Source organism: Pseudomonas sp. JL2, assembly GCF_031570495.1.
GTDB classification, from domain to species: Bacteria; Pseudomonadota; Gammaproteobacteria; order Pseudomonadales; family Pseudomonadaceae; genus Aquipseudomonas; species Aquipseudomonas rhizophila.
In genome coordinates, this window is sequence record NZ_JAKUDH010000035.1 from 1 (window position 1) to 17,199 (window position 17,199).

At 59.7% G+C, this 17,199-nt stretch carries 17 protein-coding genes; 9 read left to right on the plus strand and 8 right to left on the minus strand.

The features are described from left to right. From MKS85_RS27215 to MKS85_RS27230, 5 genes are all read right to left on the minus strand, one after another. Window positions 1–267 (minus strand): YqaJ viral recombinase family protein (locus tag MKS85_RS27215; protein ID WP_310663189.1); only part of this gene is annotated, 267 nt, incomplete at its 3' end. A gap of 161 nt (window positions 268–428) precedes the next feature. Further along, window positions 429–614, minus strand: coding sequence for a recombinase RecT (locus MKS85_RS27220; RefSeq protein WP_310663190.1), 186 nt, complete (start codon window positions 612–614; stop codon window positions 429–431). Continuing rightward, window positions 593–793, minus strand: coding sequence for a recombinase RecT (locus MKS85_RS29085; RefSeq protein ID WP_409078034.1), 201 nt, complete (start codon window positions 791–793; stop codon window positions 593–595). The genes MKS85_RS27220 and MKS85_RS29085 overlap by 22 nt, the downstream gene beginning before the upstream one ends. Before the next feature lie 140 nt (window positions 794–933). Continuing rightward, the gene (locus tag MKS85_RS27225) at window positions 934–1,626 is read right to left on the minus strand and encodes a response regulator (protein ID WP_310663191.1); all 693 of its coding nucleotides are present in this window, start codon (window positions 1,624–1,626) and stop codon (window positions 934–936) included. Continuing rightward, window positions 1,601–4,993 carry an ATP-binding protein gene (locus MKS85_RS27230; protein ID WP_310663192.1) on the minus strand — a complete coding sequence of 1,131 codons (3,393 nt, stop codon included), beginning with the start codon at window positions 4,991–4,993 and terminating at the stop codon, window positions 1,601–1,603. Before MKS85_RS27230 ends, MKS85_RS27225 begins: the two co-directional genes overlap by 26 nt. Window positions 4,994–5,312: 319 nt before the next feature. On the opposite strand from MKS85_RS27230, the gene urtA reads away from it, so the two are divergent. The 9 genes from urtA to MKS85_RS27275 all read left to right on the plus strand — a co-directional run bounded on the left by urtA (window position 5,313) and on the right by MKS85_RS27275 (window position 14,176). Then, window positions 5,313–6,557, plus strand: a complete 1,245-nt coding sequence (gene urtA, locus MKS85_RS27235) for an urea ABC transporter substrate-binding protein (RefSeq protein WP_047229346.1) — start codon at window positions 5,313–5,315, stop codon at window positions 6,555–6,557. 111 nt (window positions 6,558–6,668) lie between these two features. Beyond that, complete coding sequence (gene urtB, locus MKS85_RS27240) at window positions 6,669–7,586, plus strand: urea ABC transporter permease subunit UrtB (RefSeq protein WP_047229347.1); 918 nt, start codon at window positions 6,669–6,671, stop codon at window positions 7,584–7,586. Between the two features lie 10 nt (window positions 7,587–7,596). Then, entirely contained in the window at window positions 7,597–8,784 is a 1,188-nt protein-coding gene (gene urtC, locus MKS85_RS27245; protein WP_310663193.1) for an urea ABC transporter permease subunit UrtC, read from the plus strand. Further along, window positions 8,781–9,539, plus strand: a complete 759-nt coding sequence (gene urtD, locus MKS85_RS27250) for an urea ABC transporter ATP-binding protein UrtD (protein WP_310663194.1) — start codon at window positions 8,781–8,783, stop codon at window positions 9,537–9,539. Before urtC ends, urtD begins: the two co-directional genes overlap by 4 nt. 10 nt (window positions 9,540–9,549) lie before the next feature. Then, complete coding sequence (urtE, locus tag MKS85_RS27255) at window positions 9,550–10,239, plus strand: urea ABC transporter ATP-binding subunit UrtE (RefSeq protein ID WP_310663195.1); 690 nt, start codon at window positions 9,550–9,552, stop codon at window positions 10,237–10,239. Window positions 10,240–10,394: 155 nt separating this feature from the next. Continuing rightward, window positions 10,395–11,624 carry a formamidase gene (gene fmdA / locus MKS85_RS27260; RefSeq protein ID WP_310663196.1) on the plus strand — a complete coding sequence of 410 codons (1,230 nt, stop codon included), beginning with the start codon at window positions 10,395–10,397 and terminating at the stop codon, window positions 11,622–11,624. Between the two features lie 36 nt (window positions 11,625–11,660). After that, window positions 11,661–12,008, plus strand: coding sequence for an FmdB family zinc ribbon protein (locus MKS85_RS27265; RefSeq protein WP_310663197.1), 348 nt, complete (start codon window positions 11,661–11,663; stop codon window positions 12,006–12,008). 14 nt (window positions 12,009–12,022) lie between these two features. Further along, window positions 12,023–13,066 carry an aliphatic amidase gene (locus MKS85_RS27270; protein ID WP_310663198.1) on the plus strand — a complete coding sequence of 348 codons (1,044 nt, stop codon included), beginning with the start codon at window positions 12,023–12,025 and terminating at the stop codon, window positions 13,064–13,066. Between the two features lie 3 nt (window positions 13,067–13,069). Continuing rightward, complete coding sequence (locus MKS85_RS27275) at window positions 13,070–14,176, plus strand: AAA family ATPase (RefSeq protein ID WP_310663199.1); 1,107 nt, start codon at window positions 13,070–13,072, stop codon at window positions 14,174–14,176. Here the strand turns inward: MKS85_RS27275 and MKS85_RS27280 are convergent. The 3 genes from MKS85_RS27280 to MKS85_RS27290 all read right to left on the minus strand — a co-directional run bounded on the left by MKS85_RS27280 (window position 14,121) and on the right by MKS85_RS27290 (window position 17,142). Next, window positions 14,121–15,698 (minus strand): lactate dehydrogenase, encoded by a 1,578-nt coding sequence (locus tag MKS85_RS27280; protein WP_310663200.1) that lies wholly within the window; start codon window positions 15,696–15,698, stop codon window positions 14,121–14,123. The genes MKS85_RS27275 and MKS85_RS27280 overlap by 56 nt on opposite strands. Window positions 15,699–16,075: 377 nt before the next feature. After that, entirely contained in the window at window positions 16,076–16,339 is a 264-nt protein-coding gene (locus MKS85_RS27285; protein ID WP_047229356.1) for a hypothetical protein, read from the minus strand. Window positions 16,340–16,470: 131 nt separating this feature from the next. Continuing rightward, window positions 16,471–17,142 (minus strand): bifunctional 2-polyprenyl-6-hydroxyphenol methylase/3-demethylubiquinol 3-O-methyltransferase UbiG, encoded by a 672-nt coding sequence (locus MKS85_RS27290; RefSeq protein ID WP_139050665.1) that lies wholly within the window; start codon window positions 17,140–17,142, stop codon window positions 16,471–16,473. Window positions 17,143–17,199: the final 57 nt, after the last annotated feature.

Below are 17,199 nucleotides of genomic sequence, written 5' to 3' on the forward strand. Positions count from 1 at the left end.
CAGGATTTCGTAAAAGTCATGACTCGACTGCTCAACCTCGGAGCCCCAGGCCATCGACTTGCTGCTGACCGAATGTTTCGATCTGTTAGCCAGCCGTTCAAATGCCAGTTCGCGCATGTAGGTGGTGCGGGCAGCAAGTGGTTTGCGCTTGCCGTGCTTGTCACGATCACCCCAAGCAATCACATCCTTGAACCTGCTTGCTGTTAGGCGACCGCTGCGGTCCTGATGCCACTGCTCCGTGCGCTGAAGCTCTACAGAGGCGCTCATTGATTGCCGTCCTGCAGATCGCTGTCGGCATTAACGTCGAATCCCTCCTTGAGAGTTGTGAACTCTGCTTCGATAGTCTGCACAATCGACTTCAGCTCGCCGTGACGAGTTACACCAATGGCGCGGCGCTGCTGCGGCTTCAGGCGGTTGCGTCGGTTGTATCACCCTGAGGAACTGGCACGGCGCCCACGTCTGCTGGCTTTTCGTGGGTAGATCTCGGGGGTAACGTCTGTTTCAGAAAGCGCATAGCCGTCGTCCAGTTCGTCGCGTGTGTACACGCCCAAGATCACGTCAGGGCAATACAGCCGGGCGCATTTTTTGAGGGTCAGGTACGCGATCTGCTGCATGGATCGTCCGCCCATAGCGTCGAGTTCCGTGTTCGCGCTTGAGTCATCAAGGTGGTCAGTTCGCGGGGAGAGTCTTCGCCCACGAACGTAGCCCAAACGTGGACCCCAAGCCCTTTCTCGTCGTTTATGTTCCAGTTTGGGATGCGGTACTTCTTCGGCTGCGGATACCGTATTCGCAGCCTCGATCAGATGCCCACGCTCGGCGCTGTTGCTGTTTTTTTGCTGACAAGGGCTTCGATGCTGAAGCCCTGCGGCGCTACTGTGACCATTGCCGGATGCAGCCGGGAATAGATCCAACAATACGTCTGGTTATCGCGGCTTACCTTGAAACACTGTTGCGAGAATCGGTCATGGCCGACAAGGCCACGGAGGTCGCTGCTGTGCGCGTTTCTACACCTAACTTCACATACACATGCTCCAGATGTTTGTTCACGGTGCGTGGGCTCAGATCAAGAATGGTGCCGATGTCGCGGTTGGTCTTGCCGCAGGCCACCCAGCGCAGAACCTCGACTTCCCGACCGGTGAGCTGAAAGCGTGCCGACAGCACCCTCTGCGCCGGCTCGTCGTCCAGGCTCGGCGCGGCTGGCTGTGACGCCGCTCGGGCCGACAGCAGGATGCGCGAGGTGCGCAGGTGTGCGGCGACCCGGGCCAGCACTTCGTCGGTCTGGATCGGCTTGGTCACGTAGTCGCTGCCACCGACTTCAAAGCCCTGGACCACATGCCTGCTTTCCGTCAGCGCGGTCATGAACAGCACCGGAATATCGGCGTTGGCCGGTTGCTCCTTGATCCGCCGGCAGGTCTCGAAACCGTCCAGGCCCGGCATCATCGCATCCAGCAGGATCAGGTCCGGACGCCGGCGTTCGATGCGGTTCAGGGCGCTGAGCCCGTCGAGGGCCACCAGCACCATGTAGCCGGCATCGTTGAGGGCGTCGGAGAGCATGGCGAGGTTGTCCGGGGTGTCGTCCACAATCAGCACGACACCGGGCTCAGCGACTGAGGTCAATACATTCATCTTCTGCCTCCTTGAGGGCGCGGTTGATTTCGTCCAGGCGAAAGTTTTTCAGCAGCTTGCGTAGGGAACTGATGAAAGGGGCGGTGGCTGGCGTCTCGGCCTGGATGGCGTCAAGTTTTTCGTGCAGACCGCGTACGTAGCCAATGGCGCTGAGTTCGCCGAGGGCGATGAGGTCAGGCTGTGAGGGCAATACCCCCGGTACGGGGAATGTCGCAGGGGCTGGTTTTTCGCGGCGCAGCCAGCGCAGGTCGAGTTGCTGCTGGATCCGTTCGAGCAGCTCTGGGGTGTGTACCGGCTTGGCAAGGTAGTCGTTGCAGGCACTGGCCAGGCTGCGCTCGCGCTCGTCGTTAAAGGCATTGGCCGATATCACGATGATCGGTGCTGTGGACAACGCATTGCGGCGGATCAGTCGGCTGGTTTCCCAGCCATCCATCGTCGGCATCGACAGGTCCATGAGGATCAGATCCGGCCCCCGCAGGGCGACCTGGCGAATCGCTTCCTGGCCGTTGCTGGCCTGGATCACTTCAAAGCCCAGGGGCGTAAGCATGCCGCTGAGGACCTTGCGATGGTCCACATGGTCGTCCACTACCAGCACCAGACGCCGCGGCCCCTGGTAGCCGATGATGTCGTGTTCGACATGGATCACCGCTTGCGGCACCCGTACTTGCGAGAGAAACAGGCGCACCTGGAAACAGGTGCCCTTGTCCTGCTGACTCTTGACCTGCAACTCGCCGCCCATCAGCGAGGTGAGCATGCGGGTAATGGTCAGGCCCAGGCCAACGCCCTTGTCCTGGCGCATCAGATCACCGCGCTCGAAAGGCTGGAAGATTCGCTCGATGTGCTCGGGGTCGATGCCGATACCCGTGTCGATGATGTCGAAGGTTGCCGTCTCGCGCATGTAACTGACCCGCAGGCAGACCTCGCCGCTGTCGGTGAAGTTGACCGCATTGCCCAACAGGTTAATGAGGATCTGCCGGACGCGCTTTTCGTCGCCCCGCACTACCGCCGGTATCTTGCCGATCAGCTCCAGGCGAAAGCGCAACCCTTTGTCCCGGGCTTGTGGGGTGAACATCTGCTCCAGATCGTGGATCAGTTCCGGGAAGGGGATTTCCGTCGGTTCCAGGCGCAATTTGCCGGCCTCGATCTTGGCTACATCGAGCAGGCCGTCGATCAGCGACAGCAGGTGAGAGCCGCTGCGCAGGATGGTCGCCAGGGCATCCTGATGCTGCTCCGGCATGGCCGCATCGCGCTGCAGGATCTGGGTAAAACCGAGGATGCTGTTCAACGGCGTACGCAGTTCGTGGGACAGTCCGGTGACGTAGCGACTCTTGGCCGCGTTGGCCGCCTCGGAAGCCTCCTTGGCATCTTGCAGGGCCTGGTCGGTCAAGCGGTGGGCTTCGATTTCCTGCATCAGCAGCAGGGTCTGGCGGTCCGATTCTTCTTGGGCCACGCGGCGGCTTTCCCGCGTCAGAACCACCCACCAGGCGAGGATGGCCGCCAGTACCGAGAGCGTCAGGAAGGCCTGGAAAAATGCCTGGTACAGCGTCGCCTGGGCTTGCGGCGAGTGAGGCAGCCCCTGGGAGGCCTGGCCATAGATCAGCGCCAGAGCGCCGCTGAGCATCAGGATCAGCGCGAGCAGCAGGCCCAAGTAATGGACTAGCCGGGTGTGCAGGCGTGGCACCGTGGCATTGGGCAACAACCAATGCAACAGCGCTTCGAATTGCGCCGACAGACGCCCGTGGGGTTTGCAGCGATCGCCGCAACGCGCGTCCAGCGAACAGCAAAGCGAGCAGATGGGCGTGCTGTAGGCCGGACAGAAAGCCATGTCGGCGGTTTCGAATGGGTTGCTGCACAGGCCGCAGGTGATCTGCGTGCTCGCAGCTACCGGTTGCAGCAGTAACGGATCGCTGGTGCGGGCGATGTAATAGCGGCTACGGGTGGCCCAGGCCAGCAGCGGGGTCATGACCAGCGAGGTACCGAGGGCGACGAAGGGCGGAGCGGCCTGGGCCAGTGCACCGAATAGACCGAAGTGGGCGAGGACCGACAGCAGCGAGGCAATCAGCATGGAGCCGACGCCCACCGGGTTGATGTCGTAGAGGTGAGCGCGCTTGAACTCGATGTATTTCGGTGACAACCCCAAGGGTTTGTTGATCACCAGGTCGGCGACCACCGAGCCGATCCAGGCGATGGCGATGTTGGCGTAGAGACCGAGCACCTGGTCGATGACGTCGAATACCCCCAACTCCATCAGCATCAGGGCAATGGCCACATTGAACACCAGCCAAACTACGCGGCCGGGGTGACTGTGGGTGACCCGGGCGAAAAAGTTCGACCAAGCCAGGGAACCGGCGTAGGCGTTGGTCAGGTTGATCTTCATCTGCGAGACGAAGACGAACAGCACCATGGCCGCCAGGGCCCATTCCGGCGAGGCGAACACATAACCGAAGGCCACCAGGTACATCTGGGTCGGTTCCGTAGCGCGCTCGATGGGGATCTCGTGTTGCAGAGCGAGAAACGCCAGGAAGGCGCCAGCGAACATTTTCAGCGCGCCGGGCAGGATCCAGCCGGGGCCGGCGCAGAGCAGGGCGGCCCACCAGCGCTTGCGGTTGGCCGCGGTTTTTTCCGGCAGGAAGCGCAGGTAGTCGACCTGTTCGCCGATCTGCGTCACCAGGGATAGGGCCACGGTACAGGCTGCGCAAAACGCCAGCAGATTGAAGTCGCCGCTGGCATCACGGCCCTGGAAACTGGTCCAGTCGCTGAAGGCCTCGGGGTTTTTCAGCAGCACAAACAGATAGGGCAGCACCAGCAGCACCAGCCACAATGGCTGGGTCCAGAGTTGCAGGCGGCTGATCAGGGTCACCCCATAGGCCACCAGGGGGATCACCAGCACAGAGCAGATCACATAGGCAAAGGCCAATGGGATATGGAAGTACAGCTCCAAGGCCAGGGCCATGATCGCTGCTTCCAGGGCGAAGAACAGAAAGGTGAAGCTGGCGTAGATCAGCGAGGTGATGGTCGAGCCGATGTAGCCGAAGCCGGCACCGCGGGTCAGCAGGTCCATATCGACGCCGTAGCGGGCGGCGTAGTAGCTGACGGGCAGGCCGGTGAGGAAGATGATCAGGCTCACGGCGAGGATCGCCCAGAAGGTGTTGGTGAAGCCGTAGCTCAGGGCCAATACCCCGCCAATCGCCTCCAGGGCCAGGAACGACACCGCGCCCAGGGCGGTGTTGGCAATGCGCAGCTCCGACCACTTGCGGAAGGACTTTGGTGTGTAACGCAGGGCGTAGTCTTCCATGGTTTCGTCGGCGACCCAACTGTTGTAGTCGCGACGGATCTTGGCGATGCGCTGGGTGCCAGGTGGAAGCACGGCGAAAGACTCCTGGGTCAAGGCGCTCCGTGCCTGTCGGGTGTGCCCGTGGCGGATAGCCGAGCAATTTTCATGCCCTGCACCACGCCGTCTTGCCGCGCCAGCTGTTGCCTGCGCGCGCGTCCGCGCAGTGCCGTTCAGGCGGGGCCTGGGGCGATAGCCTGCGCCGCCTTGGTGCATTTTTCCCTACGTCAAATGACGTATGCGCTTACGTCAGGCTGCGTATACCCGTCACCGATCCGCGCCGCCATGCTGATGCCACCACCGTTGCCGGCCGCCTCAAGGCGAGCTGTCAGCGTCACCGCAGAGGAGTAGCAGCATGGAACCACGATTGATCCGCACTAAAGGCCTGTTGCCGCGCCGCCTGGCTCTGGGGGCGGCGGCCCTGTCGTTATTGGCTGCCAGTGTGTTCAGCCAGGGTGTGTGGGCGGACGAGGCCAACAGCACCGGCCTGGCGGTGACCGCCACTGAAGTCACGGTCGGCCAGTTGCACTCGGCCACCGGCACCATGGCGATTTCCGAGACCGGCTCGATCCAGGCCGAACGCCTGGCCATCGAGCAGATCAACGCTTCAGGCGGCATTCTCGGTCGGCAGATCAAGGTGATCCAGGAAGACGGCGCCTCCGACTGGCCGACCTTCGCCGAGAAGGCCAAGAAGCTTCTGGTCAACGACAAGGTGGCAACGGTGTTCGGTTGCTGGACCTCGGCCTCGCGCAAGGCTGTGCTGCCGATTTTCGAGAAAGAAAACGGCCTGCTCTACTACCCGACTTTCTACGAGGGGCTGGAGCAGTCGAAGAACGTGATCTACACCGGCCAGGAAGCCACCCAGCAAATCCTCGCCAGCCTCGACTGGATCGCCAAGACCAAAGGCGCCAAAACCTTCTACCTGGTGGGGTCGGACTATATCTGGCCACGCACCTCGATGAAGATTGCGCGCAAACACATTGAAAACGTGCTGCACGGCACCGTGGTCGGCGAAGACTACTACCCGCTGGGCAACACCCAGTTCGGCTCGCTGATCAACAAAGTCAAGCTGAAGAAGCCCGACGTTGTGTTCGCCGCGGTGGTGGGTGGCTCCAACGTGGCCTTCTACAAACAACTCAATGCGGCGGGCGTCAATTCGGCCAAGCAGACCTTGCTCACCCTGTCGGTGACCGAGGATGAATTGCTGGGCATCGGCGGCGAAAACATGGCCGGCTTCTACGCCTCGATGAAGTACTTCCAGAGCTTGGACAACCCCAACAACAAAGCCTTCGTCGACGCTTTCAAGGCCAAGTACGGCAAGGATTCGGTGATCGGCGACGTGACCCAGGCCGCGTATCTGGGCCCATGGTTGTGGAAGGCTGCGGTGGAAAAAGCCGGCAGCTTCGATATCGACAAAGTGGTTGCAGCCTCGCCGGGCATCGAGTTGAAAACCGCGCCTGAAGGCTACGTCAAAGTGCATGAAAACCATCACCTGTGGAGCAAGACCCGCATCGGTGAAGTGCAACCCGATGGCCAGTTCAAAGTGGTGTACGAGTCCGATCTGATCGAACCGAATCCGTTTCCTAAAGGCTATCAGTAAGGTCTGGGCCTATCTCGGCAAGCCGACTCCAACACTCTGTAGGAGCTGGTTTGCCGGCGATGGAGTTCCATCGTTTTTCCACATCCTCCCTCCAAGCAGGAGTCCATCATCATGGAATGGCTATCGGAATTTGGTGCCATCGCGGCGATGCAGGGGTTCAACGGCTTGTCCGTGTTCTGCGTGCTGCTGTTGATGGCATTGGGGTTGGCGATCATTTTCGGCCAGATGGGGGTCATCAACATGGCCCACGGCGAGTTCCTCACGATCGGCGCCTACACCACCTATGTCTGCTCGAGCCTGACCAGTCATTTCGCCCCGTGGTTTCAACCCTATTATTTTTTCATCGCCATCGCCCTGTCGTTCCTGATGGCCGGGGCCATCGGCTGGCTGGTGGAGTGGGCGATGATCAGTCGGCTCTACAAGCGTCCGCTGGACACATTGCTGGCGACCTGGGGGCTGTCTCTGGTGATGCAGCAGACCTTCCGTTCGGTGTTCGGCGCCCGTGAAGTCAGCGCGACGCCGCCGGAGTGGCTGATGGGCTCGTTCAACTTCACTGAGTCCATCGAGATCCCGCGCAACGGTCTGTTCATGATGGCCCTGACCCTGCTGCTCACCGGGGCCATTTTTCTCTTGCTCTACCGCTCACGCTGGGGCCTGCAAGTGCGGGCCACGGTGCAAAACCGACTGATGAGCCGTGCCGTGGGTATCAATACGCGCAAGGTCGACCGAATGACCTTTGCCCTCGGTTGTGGTGTCGCGGGGGTGGCCGGCGCGGCCTTTACCACCATCGGCTCCACCGGTCCCACCGCGGGCTCGCAGTACATCGTCGACACCTTCCTGGTGGTGGTCTTCGGCGGCGCACAAAGCCTGTTCGGCACCATTGCGTCGGCGTTCGTCATTGCCCAGACCCAATCGATTTCGGAATTTTTCCTCAGTGGTTCGATGGCCAAGGTGCTGACCCTGTCCGGGGTGATTCTGATCCTGATGTTGCGCCCTCAAGGGTTGTTCTCCATCAAAGTGCGCAAGTAGAGGCGAGCCAATGAAGCTTTTAGACAAGATGCTGGCGGGCAAGCAGAACCTGTTGGGCGTGGCCCTGTTGGCGCTGCTGATCTTCGTGGTCTTCCCGCTGACCCTGGATGCCTTTCGCCTGAACATGGTGGGCAAGTACCTGACCTATGCCTTCGTCGCTGTCGGCCTGGTGTTGTGTTGGGGCTATGGCGGCATTCTCAGTCTCGGGCAAGGGGTGTTCTTCGGCGTCGGCGGCTACTGCATGGCGATGTTTCTCAAGCTCGAAGCCTCCGACCCGCAGAGCACCAAAATCCAGTCGACGCCGGGTATTCCGGATTTCATGGACTGGAACCAGATCACCGAGCTGCCGTGGCTCTGGGTGCCGTTCCACAGTTTCAGCTTCACCCTGTTAGCGGTGATCCTGGTGCCGGTGGTGCTGGCCTTCATCATTGGCATGGCGCTGTTCAAGCGGCGGGTGGGGGATGTTTATTTCTCTATCGTCAGCCAGGCCATCGCGCTGATTCTCACGGTGCTGATCGTCGGCCAGCAGGGCCTGACCGGCGGGGTCAACGGCATCACCGATCTCAAGACTCTGCTCGGCTGGGACCTGCGCAGCGACAGCGCCAAGCTGCTGCTGTACTTCATCAACGCGGCCTTGTTGTTCGGCTGCATTTTCATCGGCCGTTTCGTCCTCGCGTCGAAGCTCGGGCGGCTGCTGATGGCGATGCGCGATAAAGAGGAACGGGTGCGCTTCTCCGGTTATGACGTAGCCAGTTTCAAGATTTTCGTGTTCTGCATCGCCGCTGCCTTCTCGGCCATTGGCGGCGCCATGTTCGCCTTGCAGGTGGGCTTCATGTCGCCTTCGTTCGTCGGCATCGTGCCGTCCATCGAGATGGTGATCTTTGCCGCTGTCGGCGGGCGCATGTCGCTGCTCGGCGCGGTGTATGGGGCCTTGCTGGTGAACTACGGCAAGACCTATTTCTCCGAGTCGTTCCCCGAATTATGGCTGTACCTGATGGGCGGCCTGTTCATTGCCGTGGTCATGTACTTCCCCAATGGCTTGGCCGGACTCTGGGACAGCCATGGCCGCCAGACCCTTGGCCGTTTATTGCGACGTCCCTCGCAGCAAGCTGCCGTTGCCGAACCCCTGCCAGAGGCGCCGCGCACCGCGCCGCCAGCCTCGGCTCCTGAACGTCCTTCGCTGGAGACGCAGCCATGACCGCCGTGGGTTTTCAAATGAACAAGCCGGTGCTGGTTATCGAGGGGCTGACGGTGTCCTTCGACGGCTTCAAGGCCGTGGACAACCTCAACCTGTACATCGACCGCAATGAAGTGCGGGTGGTGATCGGGCCCAACGGCGCAGGCAAGACCACGGTGCTCGACCTCATCTGCGGCAAGACCCGCGCCACCAGCGGCAGCATTCAGTTCGATGGTAAGGAGCTGACCAAGATGCGCGAGTACAACATTGTCCGTGCCGGGGTCGGGCGCAAATTCCAGAACCCGTCGATCTACGAAAACCTCACGGTGTTCGAGAACCTGGAGATGTCCTACCCGGCGGGGCGCAAGGTGTTGGGCGCGTTGTTCTTCAAACGCAGTGCCGCAGTGATTGCCCGGGTTGAAGAGGTGGCGCGGGAGATCTTTCTCGGTGAGCTGTTGCAGCAACAGGCCGACCTGCTGTCCCACGGCCAGAAGCAGTGGCTGGAGATCGGCATGCTGCTGATGCAGAACCCTGACCTGTTGATGCTCGATGAACCCGTCGCCGGGATGAGCGTCAACGAACGCGTCCAGACCGCAGAACTGCTCAAGCGCATCAGCCAGGGACGCTCGGTGCTGGTGATCGAACACGACATGGAATTCGTCAAGAGCATCGCCCATAAGGTCACGGTGCTGCACCAGGGCAAGGTCCTGGCCGAGGGCAGCATGGAGTCGGTGCAGAACAACCCGAAAGTCATCGAAGTCTATTTAGGCCATTGAGGAAGCAGGCATGTTCAACGTAGACAAGCTGTCCTGTGGTTACGGCCAGAGCCAGATCCTCCACGACCTCGACCTGGCCGTGGCCAAACGCGAAATCGTCGCCGTGATGGGACGCAACGGTATGGGCAAGACCACGCTGTTCAAGAGCTTGATGGGCATCCTTCCGCAGTGGCGGGGGCAGGTCAGCGTCGATGGCCAGGAGGTCTCGAACCTGGAAACCCACGAGCGGGTGGAGCTCGGCATCGCCTATGTGCCCCAGGGGAGGATGATTTTCCCCAGCATGACGGTGTTGGAAAATATTCAGACCGGCCTGCCGGCATCGGCCCGGGGCAAGGTCCCCGAAGATCTATATGCGTTGTTTCCGGTGCTTCACGACATGCGCTCGCGCAAGGGCGGCAATCTCTCGGGCGGGCAACAGCAGCAACTGGCCATTGCCCGGGCGCTGGCGACCAATCCCAAGGTGTTGTTGCTCGATGAACCTACCGAAGGCATCCAGCCGTCGATCATCAAGGACATCGCCCGCACTTTGAAAGAGATCCGCAACCTGCGCGACCTGACCATTGTGGTCTCCGAGCAGGTGCTGTCATTCACCCTGGAAATCGCCGACCGCTTCCTGGTGATCGAGAAGGGCCGCTTCGTGGTTGAAGAGACCCGGGACAAGGTCGACGAAGCCACCATCAGTCGCTACCTCTCTGTGTAGGTGCGGCCGGGCGGCGCGATGGTTTATCGGCCCCCTTTGTAGCAGCTGGCAAGCCAGCTCCTGCAGGGGTACGTCATCCAACGTATTGGCCGATTCGGGCCGCCATTCGAGACTGGTTCCAACGCGGTACACCCCCAATGTTCAGGAGCTTCGCCATGACCGATACCTTGATCAAAGTCGACCTCAACCAGCCCGCCACCGAGAACGAACAGATCCATAACCGCTGGCATCCGGACATTCCCATGGCTTGCTGGGTCAAGCCAGGGGATGACTTTATTCTTGAGACTTACGACTGGACCGCCGGCGCGATCAAGAACAACGACGACGCCTCGGATGTGCGTGACGTCGACCTGTCCACCGTGCACTACCTGTCCGGTCCAGTGGGCGTGCATGGCGCCGAGCCAGGGGATCTGCTGGTGGTCGACCTGTTGGACATCGGTGCCAAGGCCGAATCCATGTGGGGCTTCAATGGTTTCTTCTCGCGGCAGAACGGCGGCGGATTCCTCACGGATCACTTTCCCAGCGCACAGAAAGCTATCTGGGATTTCAAAGGCATGTTCACCAGCTCGCGGCACATTCCCGGGGTCAACTTTGCCGGCCTGATCCACCCCGGATTGATCGGTTGCCTGCCCGATCCGGTAATGCTCGCCGACTGGAACCGCCGTGAGCAGGAGCTGATCGATACCAACCCGACCCGCGTGCCGCCCTTGGCTAACGCCCCGCTGGCCGCCACCGCGCACATGGGCAAGCTCAAAGGTCAGGCCCGGGATGATGCCGCGGCCACCGGCGCACGCACCGTGCCACCGCGTGAACATGGTGGTAACTGCGATATCAAGGACCTGTCCCGGGGCTCGAAGATTTTCTTCCCGGTCTACGTCAACGGCGCCGGGTTGTCGGTGGGAGACCTGCACTTCAGTCAGGGCGACGGCGAGATCACTTTTTGCGGTGCAATCGAGATGGCCGGCTGGGTGCATATGAAAGTCGAGCTGATCAAGGGCGGCATGGCCAAGTACGGAATCAAGAACCCGGTGTTCAAACCCAGCCCGATTATCCCGACCTACCAGAACTACCTGATCTTTGAAGGTATCTCGGTGGATGAAGCCGGCAAGCAGCACTACCTGGACGTCAATATCGCGTACCGCCAGGCCTGCCTGAATGCGATCAACTACTTGACCAAGTTTGGTTATTCGCCCGCCCAGGGCTATGCACTGTTGGGCTCTGCGCCGGTGCAAGGGCATATCAGCGGCGTGGTCGACATCCCCAACGCCTGCGCGACCCTCTGGTTACCCACCGAAATCTTCGAGTTCGACATCAACCCCAACGCCAGCGGCCCCACCAAACACCTCGACGGCAGTATCGATCTGCCGATCGCCCCGGACCTGTGAGACACGCCCGAGCCCGATCAATGTCCGGAGAGCGCCATGCCGACCTATGAGTACGAATGCCAAACCTGTGGCCGTTTCACAATGTTGCGGCCTATGGCCCAACGGCACGAGCCGTGCCAGTGCCCGTTTTGCGCGGGCCCAGGAGGGCCGTTGCTGTTGTCTGCGCCGGCGCTGACGACGTTGTCGAGCAGTCAACGCCAGGCCATGGCGACCAACGAGCGAAGTGCCCACTCGCCGCAGACCCTTGGTGAGTACCAGCAGAACCGTCGTCACCCCAGTGGGTGCAGTTGTTGCGCACCGAGCAAACCGCTGGCCCCGACCAAAGCCAATCCACAGGGGCTCAAGAGTAAAACCGGCTCCAGACCTTGGATGATCAGCCATTAACAGAGGTAAATTTCATGCGTCATGGTGATATTTCCAGCAGCCCGGATACCGTGGGTGTCGCGGTCGTCAATTACAAAATGCCGCGGCTGCATACAAAAGCCGAGGTCATTGAAAACGCCCGCAAGATTGCCGACATCATCACTGGCATGAAAAGCGGTCTCCCCGGCATGGACCTGGTGGTGTTTCCTGAATACAGCACCATGGGCATCATGTACGACCACGATGAGATGATGGCGACTGCCGCCAGCATTCCAGGCGAAGAGACTGCGATCTTTTCCGCCGCGTGCCGTGCGGCAGACACGTGGGGGGTGTTTTCACTGACCGGTGAGCGGCATGAGGAACACCCTCTCAAAGCCCCGTACAACACGTTGGTGTTGATCAATAACCAGGGCGAAATCGTCCAGAAGTACCGCAAGTGCATTCCCTGGTGCCCCATAGAAGGCTGGTATCCGGGTGATCGGACCTATGTCTGCGAGGGACCGAAGGGCCTGCAGATCAGCTTGATCATTTGTGATGACGGTAACTACCCGGAGATCTGGCGCGACTGTGCAATGAAAGGGGCGGAGTTGATCGTCCGGTGCCAGGGCTATATGTACCCGGCCAAAGAGCAGCAGGTGATGATGTCCAAAAGCATGGCCTGGGCCAATAATTGCTATGTGGCAGTGGCCAATGCCGCCGGCTTCGATGGGGTTTACTCCTACTTTGGTCACTCGGCGATCATTGGCTTCGACGGTCGCACTCTGGGCGAATGCGGTGAAGAGGAAATGGGCATTCAGTATGCACAATTATCCGTTTCGCAAATCCGCGATGCGCGAGCGAACGACCAATCACAGAACCATTTGTTCAAGCTGCTGCATCGCGGTTACACCGGGGTCTATAACTCCGGGGACGGCGATAAGGGAGTGGCTGACTGCCCGTTCGACTTTTACCGCACCTGGGTACTGGATGCGCAGAAAGCCCAGGAACACGTCGAAAAACTTACCCGTCGCACCGTCGGCGTGGCTCATTGCCCGGTGGGAGAGATTCCCCACGACGGTAAAGAAAAACACGCAGGCTAAACCATGCCTTTCGTGAATGATCGCATCGACTCAAACCACCCACAGCCTGGCCTGACCAGCGCATCACCGGCAGCAGATTTGTTGACCTCACGTTTCGTCTTCAATCCCGCTCAGGTCATGGCGTTGTTGCGCAGTCGAATTGTCGGCCAAGAACAAGCCATGAGCGCGGTCGAGGCGTTGCTAAACGTGGTTAAGGTCGATATTGGTGAACGTGAGAGGCCGTTGACGGTGAACCTGTTCATGGGGCCGACCGGTGTCGGCAAGACCGAAATCGTCCGTCTGCTGGCACTGGCCATACACGGTCGCGCCGATGCTTTTTGTCGCATCGACATGCACACCCTGGCCCAGGAACATTACTCGGCGGCGCTCACCGGAGCGCCACCTGGTTATGTGGGGAGTAAAGAGGGCGTCAGTCTGTTCAATAGCGAATTGATTCAAGGTACCTACAGTCGCCCAGGCATCGTGCTGTTCGATGAACTGGAAAAAGCCAGCAAGGAAGTGGTGCGTAGCTTGTTGGGCATTCTTGAGAACGGCCAATTGACCTTGGCGGGCGGTAGCCGAACGCTGGATTTTCGCAATAGCCTGATCTTCATGACCAGCAACATTGGAGCCCGGCAAGCGACCACCTACAGGGAACGTTTTTCACGCGGTTGGCGGCGCTGGCTCGGCATCGCCCCACAAGGTGAGCAGGCTATGTTGGAGCAAGCGCTGCACGCCTGGTTCGAACCGGAATTTCTAAACCGTATTGATCGCATCCTGGTTTTCCAGCGCATCGAAACCCAATGGCTGGAAGCGTTGTTGCAGATTGAACTGAACAAACTCAACCAACGTCTCGGTCAGCATCGTCGTACGCTGGTCCTGGACGTTGCGGCAAGCAACTGGCTGTGCCGAAAGCATGATCCACGCTTTGGTGCTCGGGCTCTGACAAGGCGAGTGCGGGTTGAGCTGGAGCCTGCGATCGCGGAGTGTTTGCTGGCTTATCCGCAGGCAATGCAGATGACTGCGACTGTCGAATCAAACCGACTCACGGTTGTTCCAGCGCAAAGCACTGTGTTCAACGCATCAACGCCGAAGGATTTTCCTGCAACATCACCGAACTGTGGAGGGTAGCGAGCGCTTCCTTGAGTAAGGATTGCTCCTGCGCATCCTTGGATTTCTTGCTCTCCTTGGCGGCGTACTCCAGCAATACCAAGTGACTGCGGCTGGCTGAAGCCTCCTTCGGCACCACGGTCTCTTCAATCAGTTTGCCCGTGACGTACTTCTGTGTCCGTGTGTCCTGGCTGGCGTGTTGCGTGACGGAGGCTTTGGTCAGTCGGCCATCCTTGTAGGCGAGGCTGGCTGAGCTGCTGGCCTTGTCATTCACTTGTACGTAGAGATAGTTCTGCGATTCGTAATCTTTGCCCAGCGCAGGTGCTTTCCCGCCCTTCAGGCTTTTGTGAAAGCTGGCCGATAGACTCGATTGCTGGGTTTGATCGATCTTGCGGTCACGCATGATGGAGCCCGCGACGACAGTCTTCTGCGAGAGGGTATAGGCAAAGCTATCGAGTTCAGACAGGTGCATCGGGTTGGATGCCTCGTTAGTCTGAGTGATGGATGCCTCGAAGTCTGCCAGTCCGGTCAACAGGCCTTTGTCCGTCGCATTACGGGTCAATCGCTCAGGTAGGGTCATGCCCTGTGGGTAGTGGCTGTTCATGGCGCTGAACGCATCCTTGAACATCTCCATCAGGGCCGCCTTGGCGTTGCCACGTTCCTGCACCCGGTCAAACTGGGCAAGGTAGCTGTTCAGTGCGTTGGCCTGTTGCTTGGCATCGCCCAGGATTGCACTGTTCTTCAGGTCCACGCTCAGGTTCAGTTTGCCATCCGGACCGCTCATCTGCGTGGTGCGGCGTTGGTTGTCGGCGCTAAAGGCGAGGGTCAGATCTTCACCGTCCACGCCCTTAAGCTTGGCGTTCAGGTCAATGGATGCCAATACGCTGGAGTCAAACTGCGTCAGCTTGCCCAGGTCGAGCTTGGGTGGCTCGGCCGTCAACCCGTCGACAGCCGCCTGAAAGGCACTGCTCAGAGCGCCAATCGCCTTGAGTTCTTCCTCGCTCAGCGGGCCACCATTCACCGTCGCCTGGACGCCAAGACCATCGTCCTGGCTTGTCAGGCTGAAGGTGACCGTCTTGCCGCTAGCGGTCTTGATGCTGAGACTGATCAGGTTGTCGGCTTTATTGTGCAGCAGCGTCTGTTCGGATTTTATCCCTGCGACGTCGTAAGCCCTGTCCGTGGTGGTATGGAGCACTGACTGGGAAATGCTCGAACCATTCTTGGCGAACTGCTCCACCAGGACCGCACCCAGGCGGTGAAAACGGTTGGCTATCGACAGCGATCTGGGGTTGGTTCCCATGATGTTGGTGATAGCGTCCTGACCTTCCTTTTCCCAAACACGAACATTCTCCTGGCCAGGCAGTTGCCCGAGGCGGGAATAGGTCTGTGATTCAACATCGGCCACCGGGCTGTCCAGGCTGACGATTACCGATGGGCGAGCCGGGAAGACATCAGCACTGTCTATCGCTGTTGCAGGCGATGCCGCGACAGCGGGGCGAGTCTGGAGGGCAATGGCGGAAGTGATCGAGGAGAGGGTAGTCATGACAGTCCGTGTCAACAGAGCAGAGTTGCACTCAATGTAGTGAATCCACCACCCGATTGAAAGCGTGGCGGTCGAAATAAGTGGCAAAGAGCTATTATTCGTTTGCCCGTTAGCGAATTCCCGGAGCGGTTCAGCCCAATCTGCAAAGATTGGGCTTTTTTCACGCCTTGAGAAACGGCGTTCCCAGGCCTGTGGTCGACACTGTCGCCGTCAGAAGACCAGCTTGAACAGGGCGATGACCACGATCAGGCCGATTATGAAAATGATACCTACGGTGCCGCCAAGAAATTTCAACATAATGATGCTCTCATCGGATGGGCTTAATTTTCTAGACCACCCTCGACAACGCTCGTTTCGTTGAATTTCACCCGCAGTGATCAATGAACCGCCCAAGACCTCGGAACAGGCACCTGATCAAACTTCGAAACGGTCTTGATCCAGTAGCGCCGATAGTCGGTCTGGTCCGGCGCCAGGGGTTTGTGGGTTGACCATGGATGCTCCGCCTTCAGGCTCGCCCGGTAGGCTTCCCATTCTTTCTGCTCGGCCACTTCCCTGGCTTTGGTCCTGTCATCGAACCAACCCAGGACGTACGCTTCGCCCTGATCCGTGCCGTGTGCTATCAGCAGATAAATCTCTGTCATTACCTGATCCGCCGTTCAATCCTGAAACCCAGTCACTGGGGTCTTACCTTGGGTATCGGCAGCTTTTTTGTGTTGTTGAGGTTTATTGATGATCGGCGTGCGGTTGAAAGTCTGCCCCGTAGCAAACGCCCTTAGTCTCGCCGCTCGGCTACTAATAGTAACGATTGTGGCATCGCACTTTGCGGGTGCTGTGGCTCCTGTAGGCCGGCGAGCCGAAAGCCGGCCATGTCCAGTGCGTTGAGCCAACTGGATAAGGTTCGCAAGTACCACGGCATGGGTTGCCACTGTCCCTTGAAACCGGTGAAAGTCTCTTCCCGCCAACCATCCTGGTAGTCGTCCGCTGCCATGACCCACGGGTGCAGCGTCTGAATCACCAGCGTACCGCCAGGGGCGAGCAGGGCGTTCATGGCTGCGAGCAAAGGGACGATGTCTTGATGCAGCAGAGCGAAGTTGGCGCAGATCACGTTGTAGTCGCTGCCGATGTCCACCTTGGCCTGCGCCAGCTCTTCGTAGCTGGCCAAATATACCCGCGAAGAACCGACGGCCCGCGCGGCCTCAACCAGCGTAGCATCGCCATCTACACCGACCGCCTCGATACCTCGTTCAGTCAGGGCACGCAACAACCAACCCTCACCGCAACCCAGGTCGAGCACACGCTCGGGTTGGCGGCCTAGCACCGCCAGTATGATGGCCTGGTTGGTGACCTTGAGACGGCTTTCGAGGGTGCCGGTGCGGATGGCTTCGATCCAGGATTGGGCGTTGTGGTGCCAGCTTTGGAGGAGGGTGGATTCGCAGGTGGGCATTCGACTCTCCGGGTGGGTGATTAATGCAAGGATAGGACAAATGCTAATGGAGGCTTT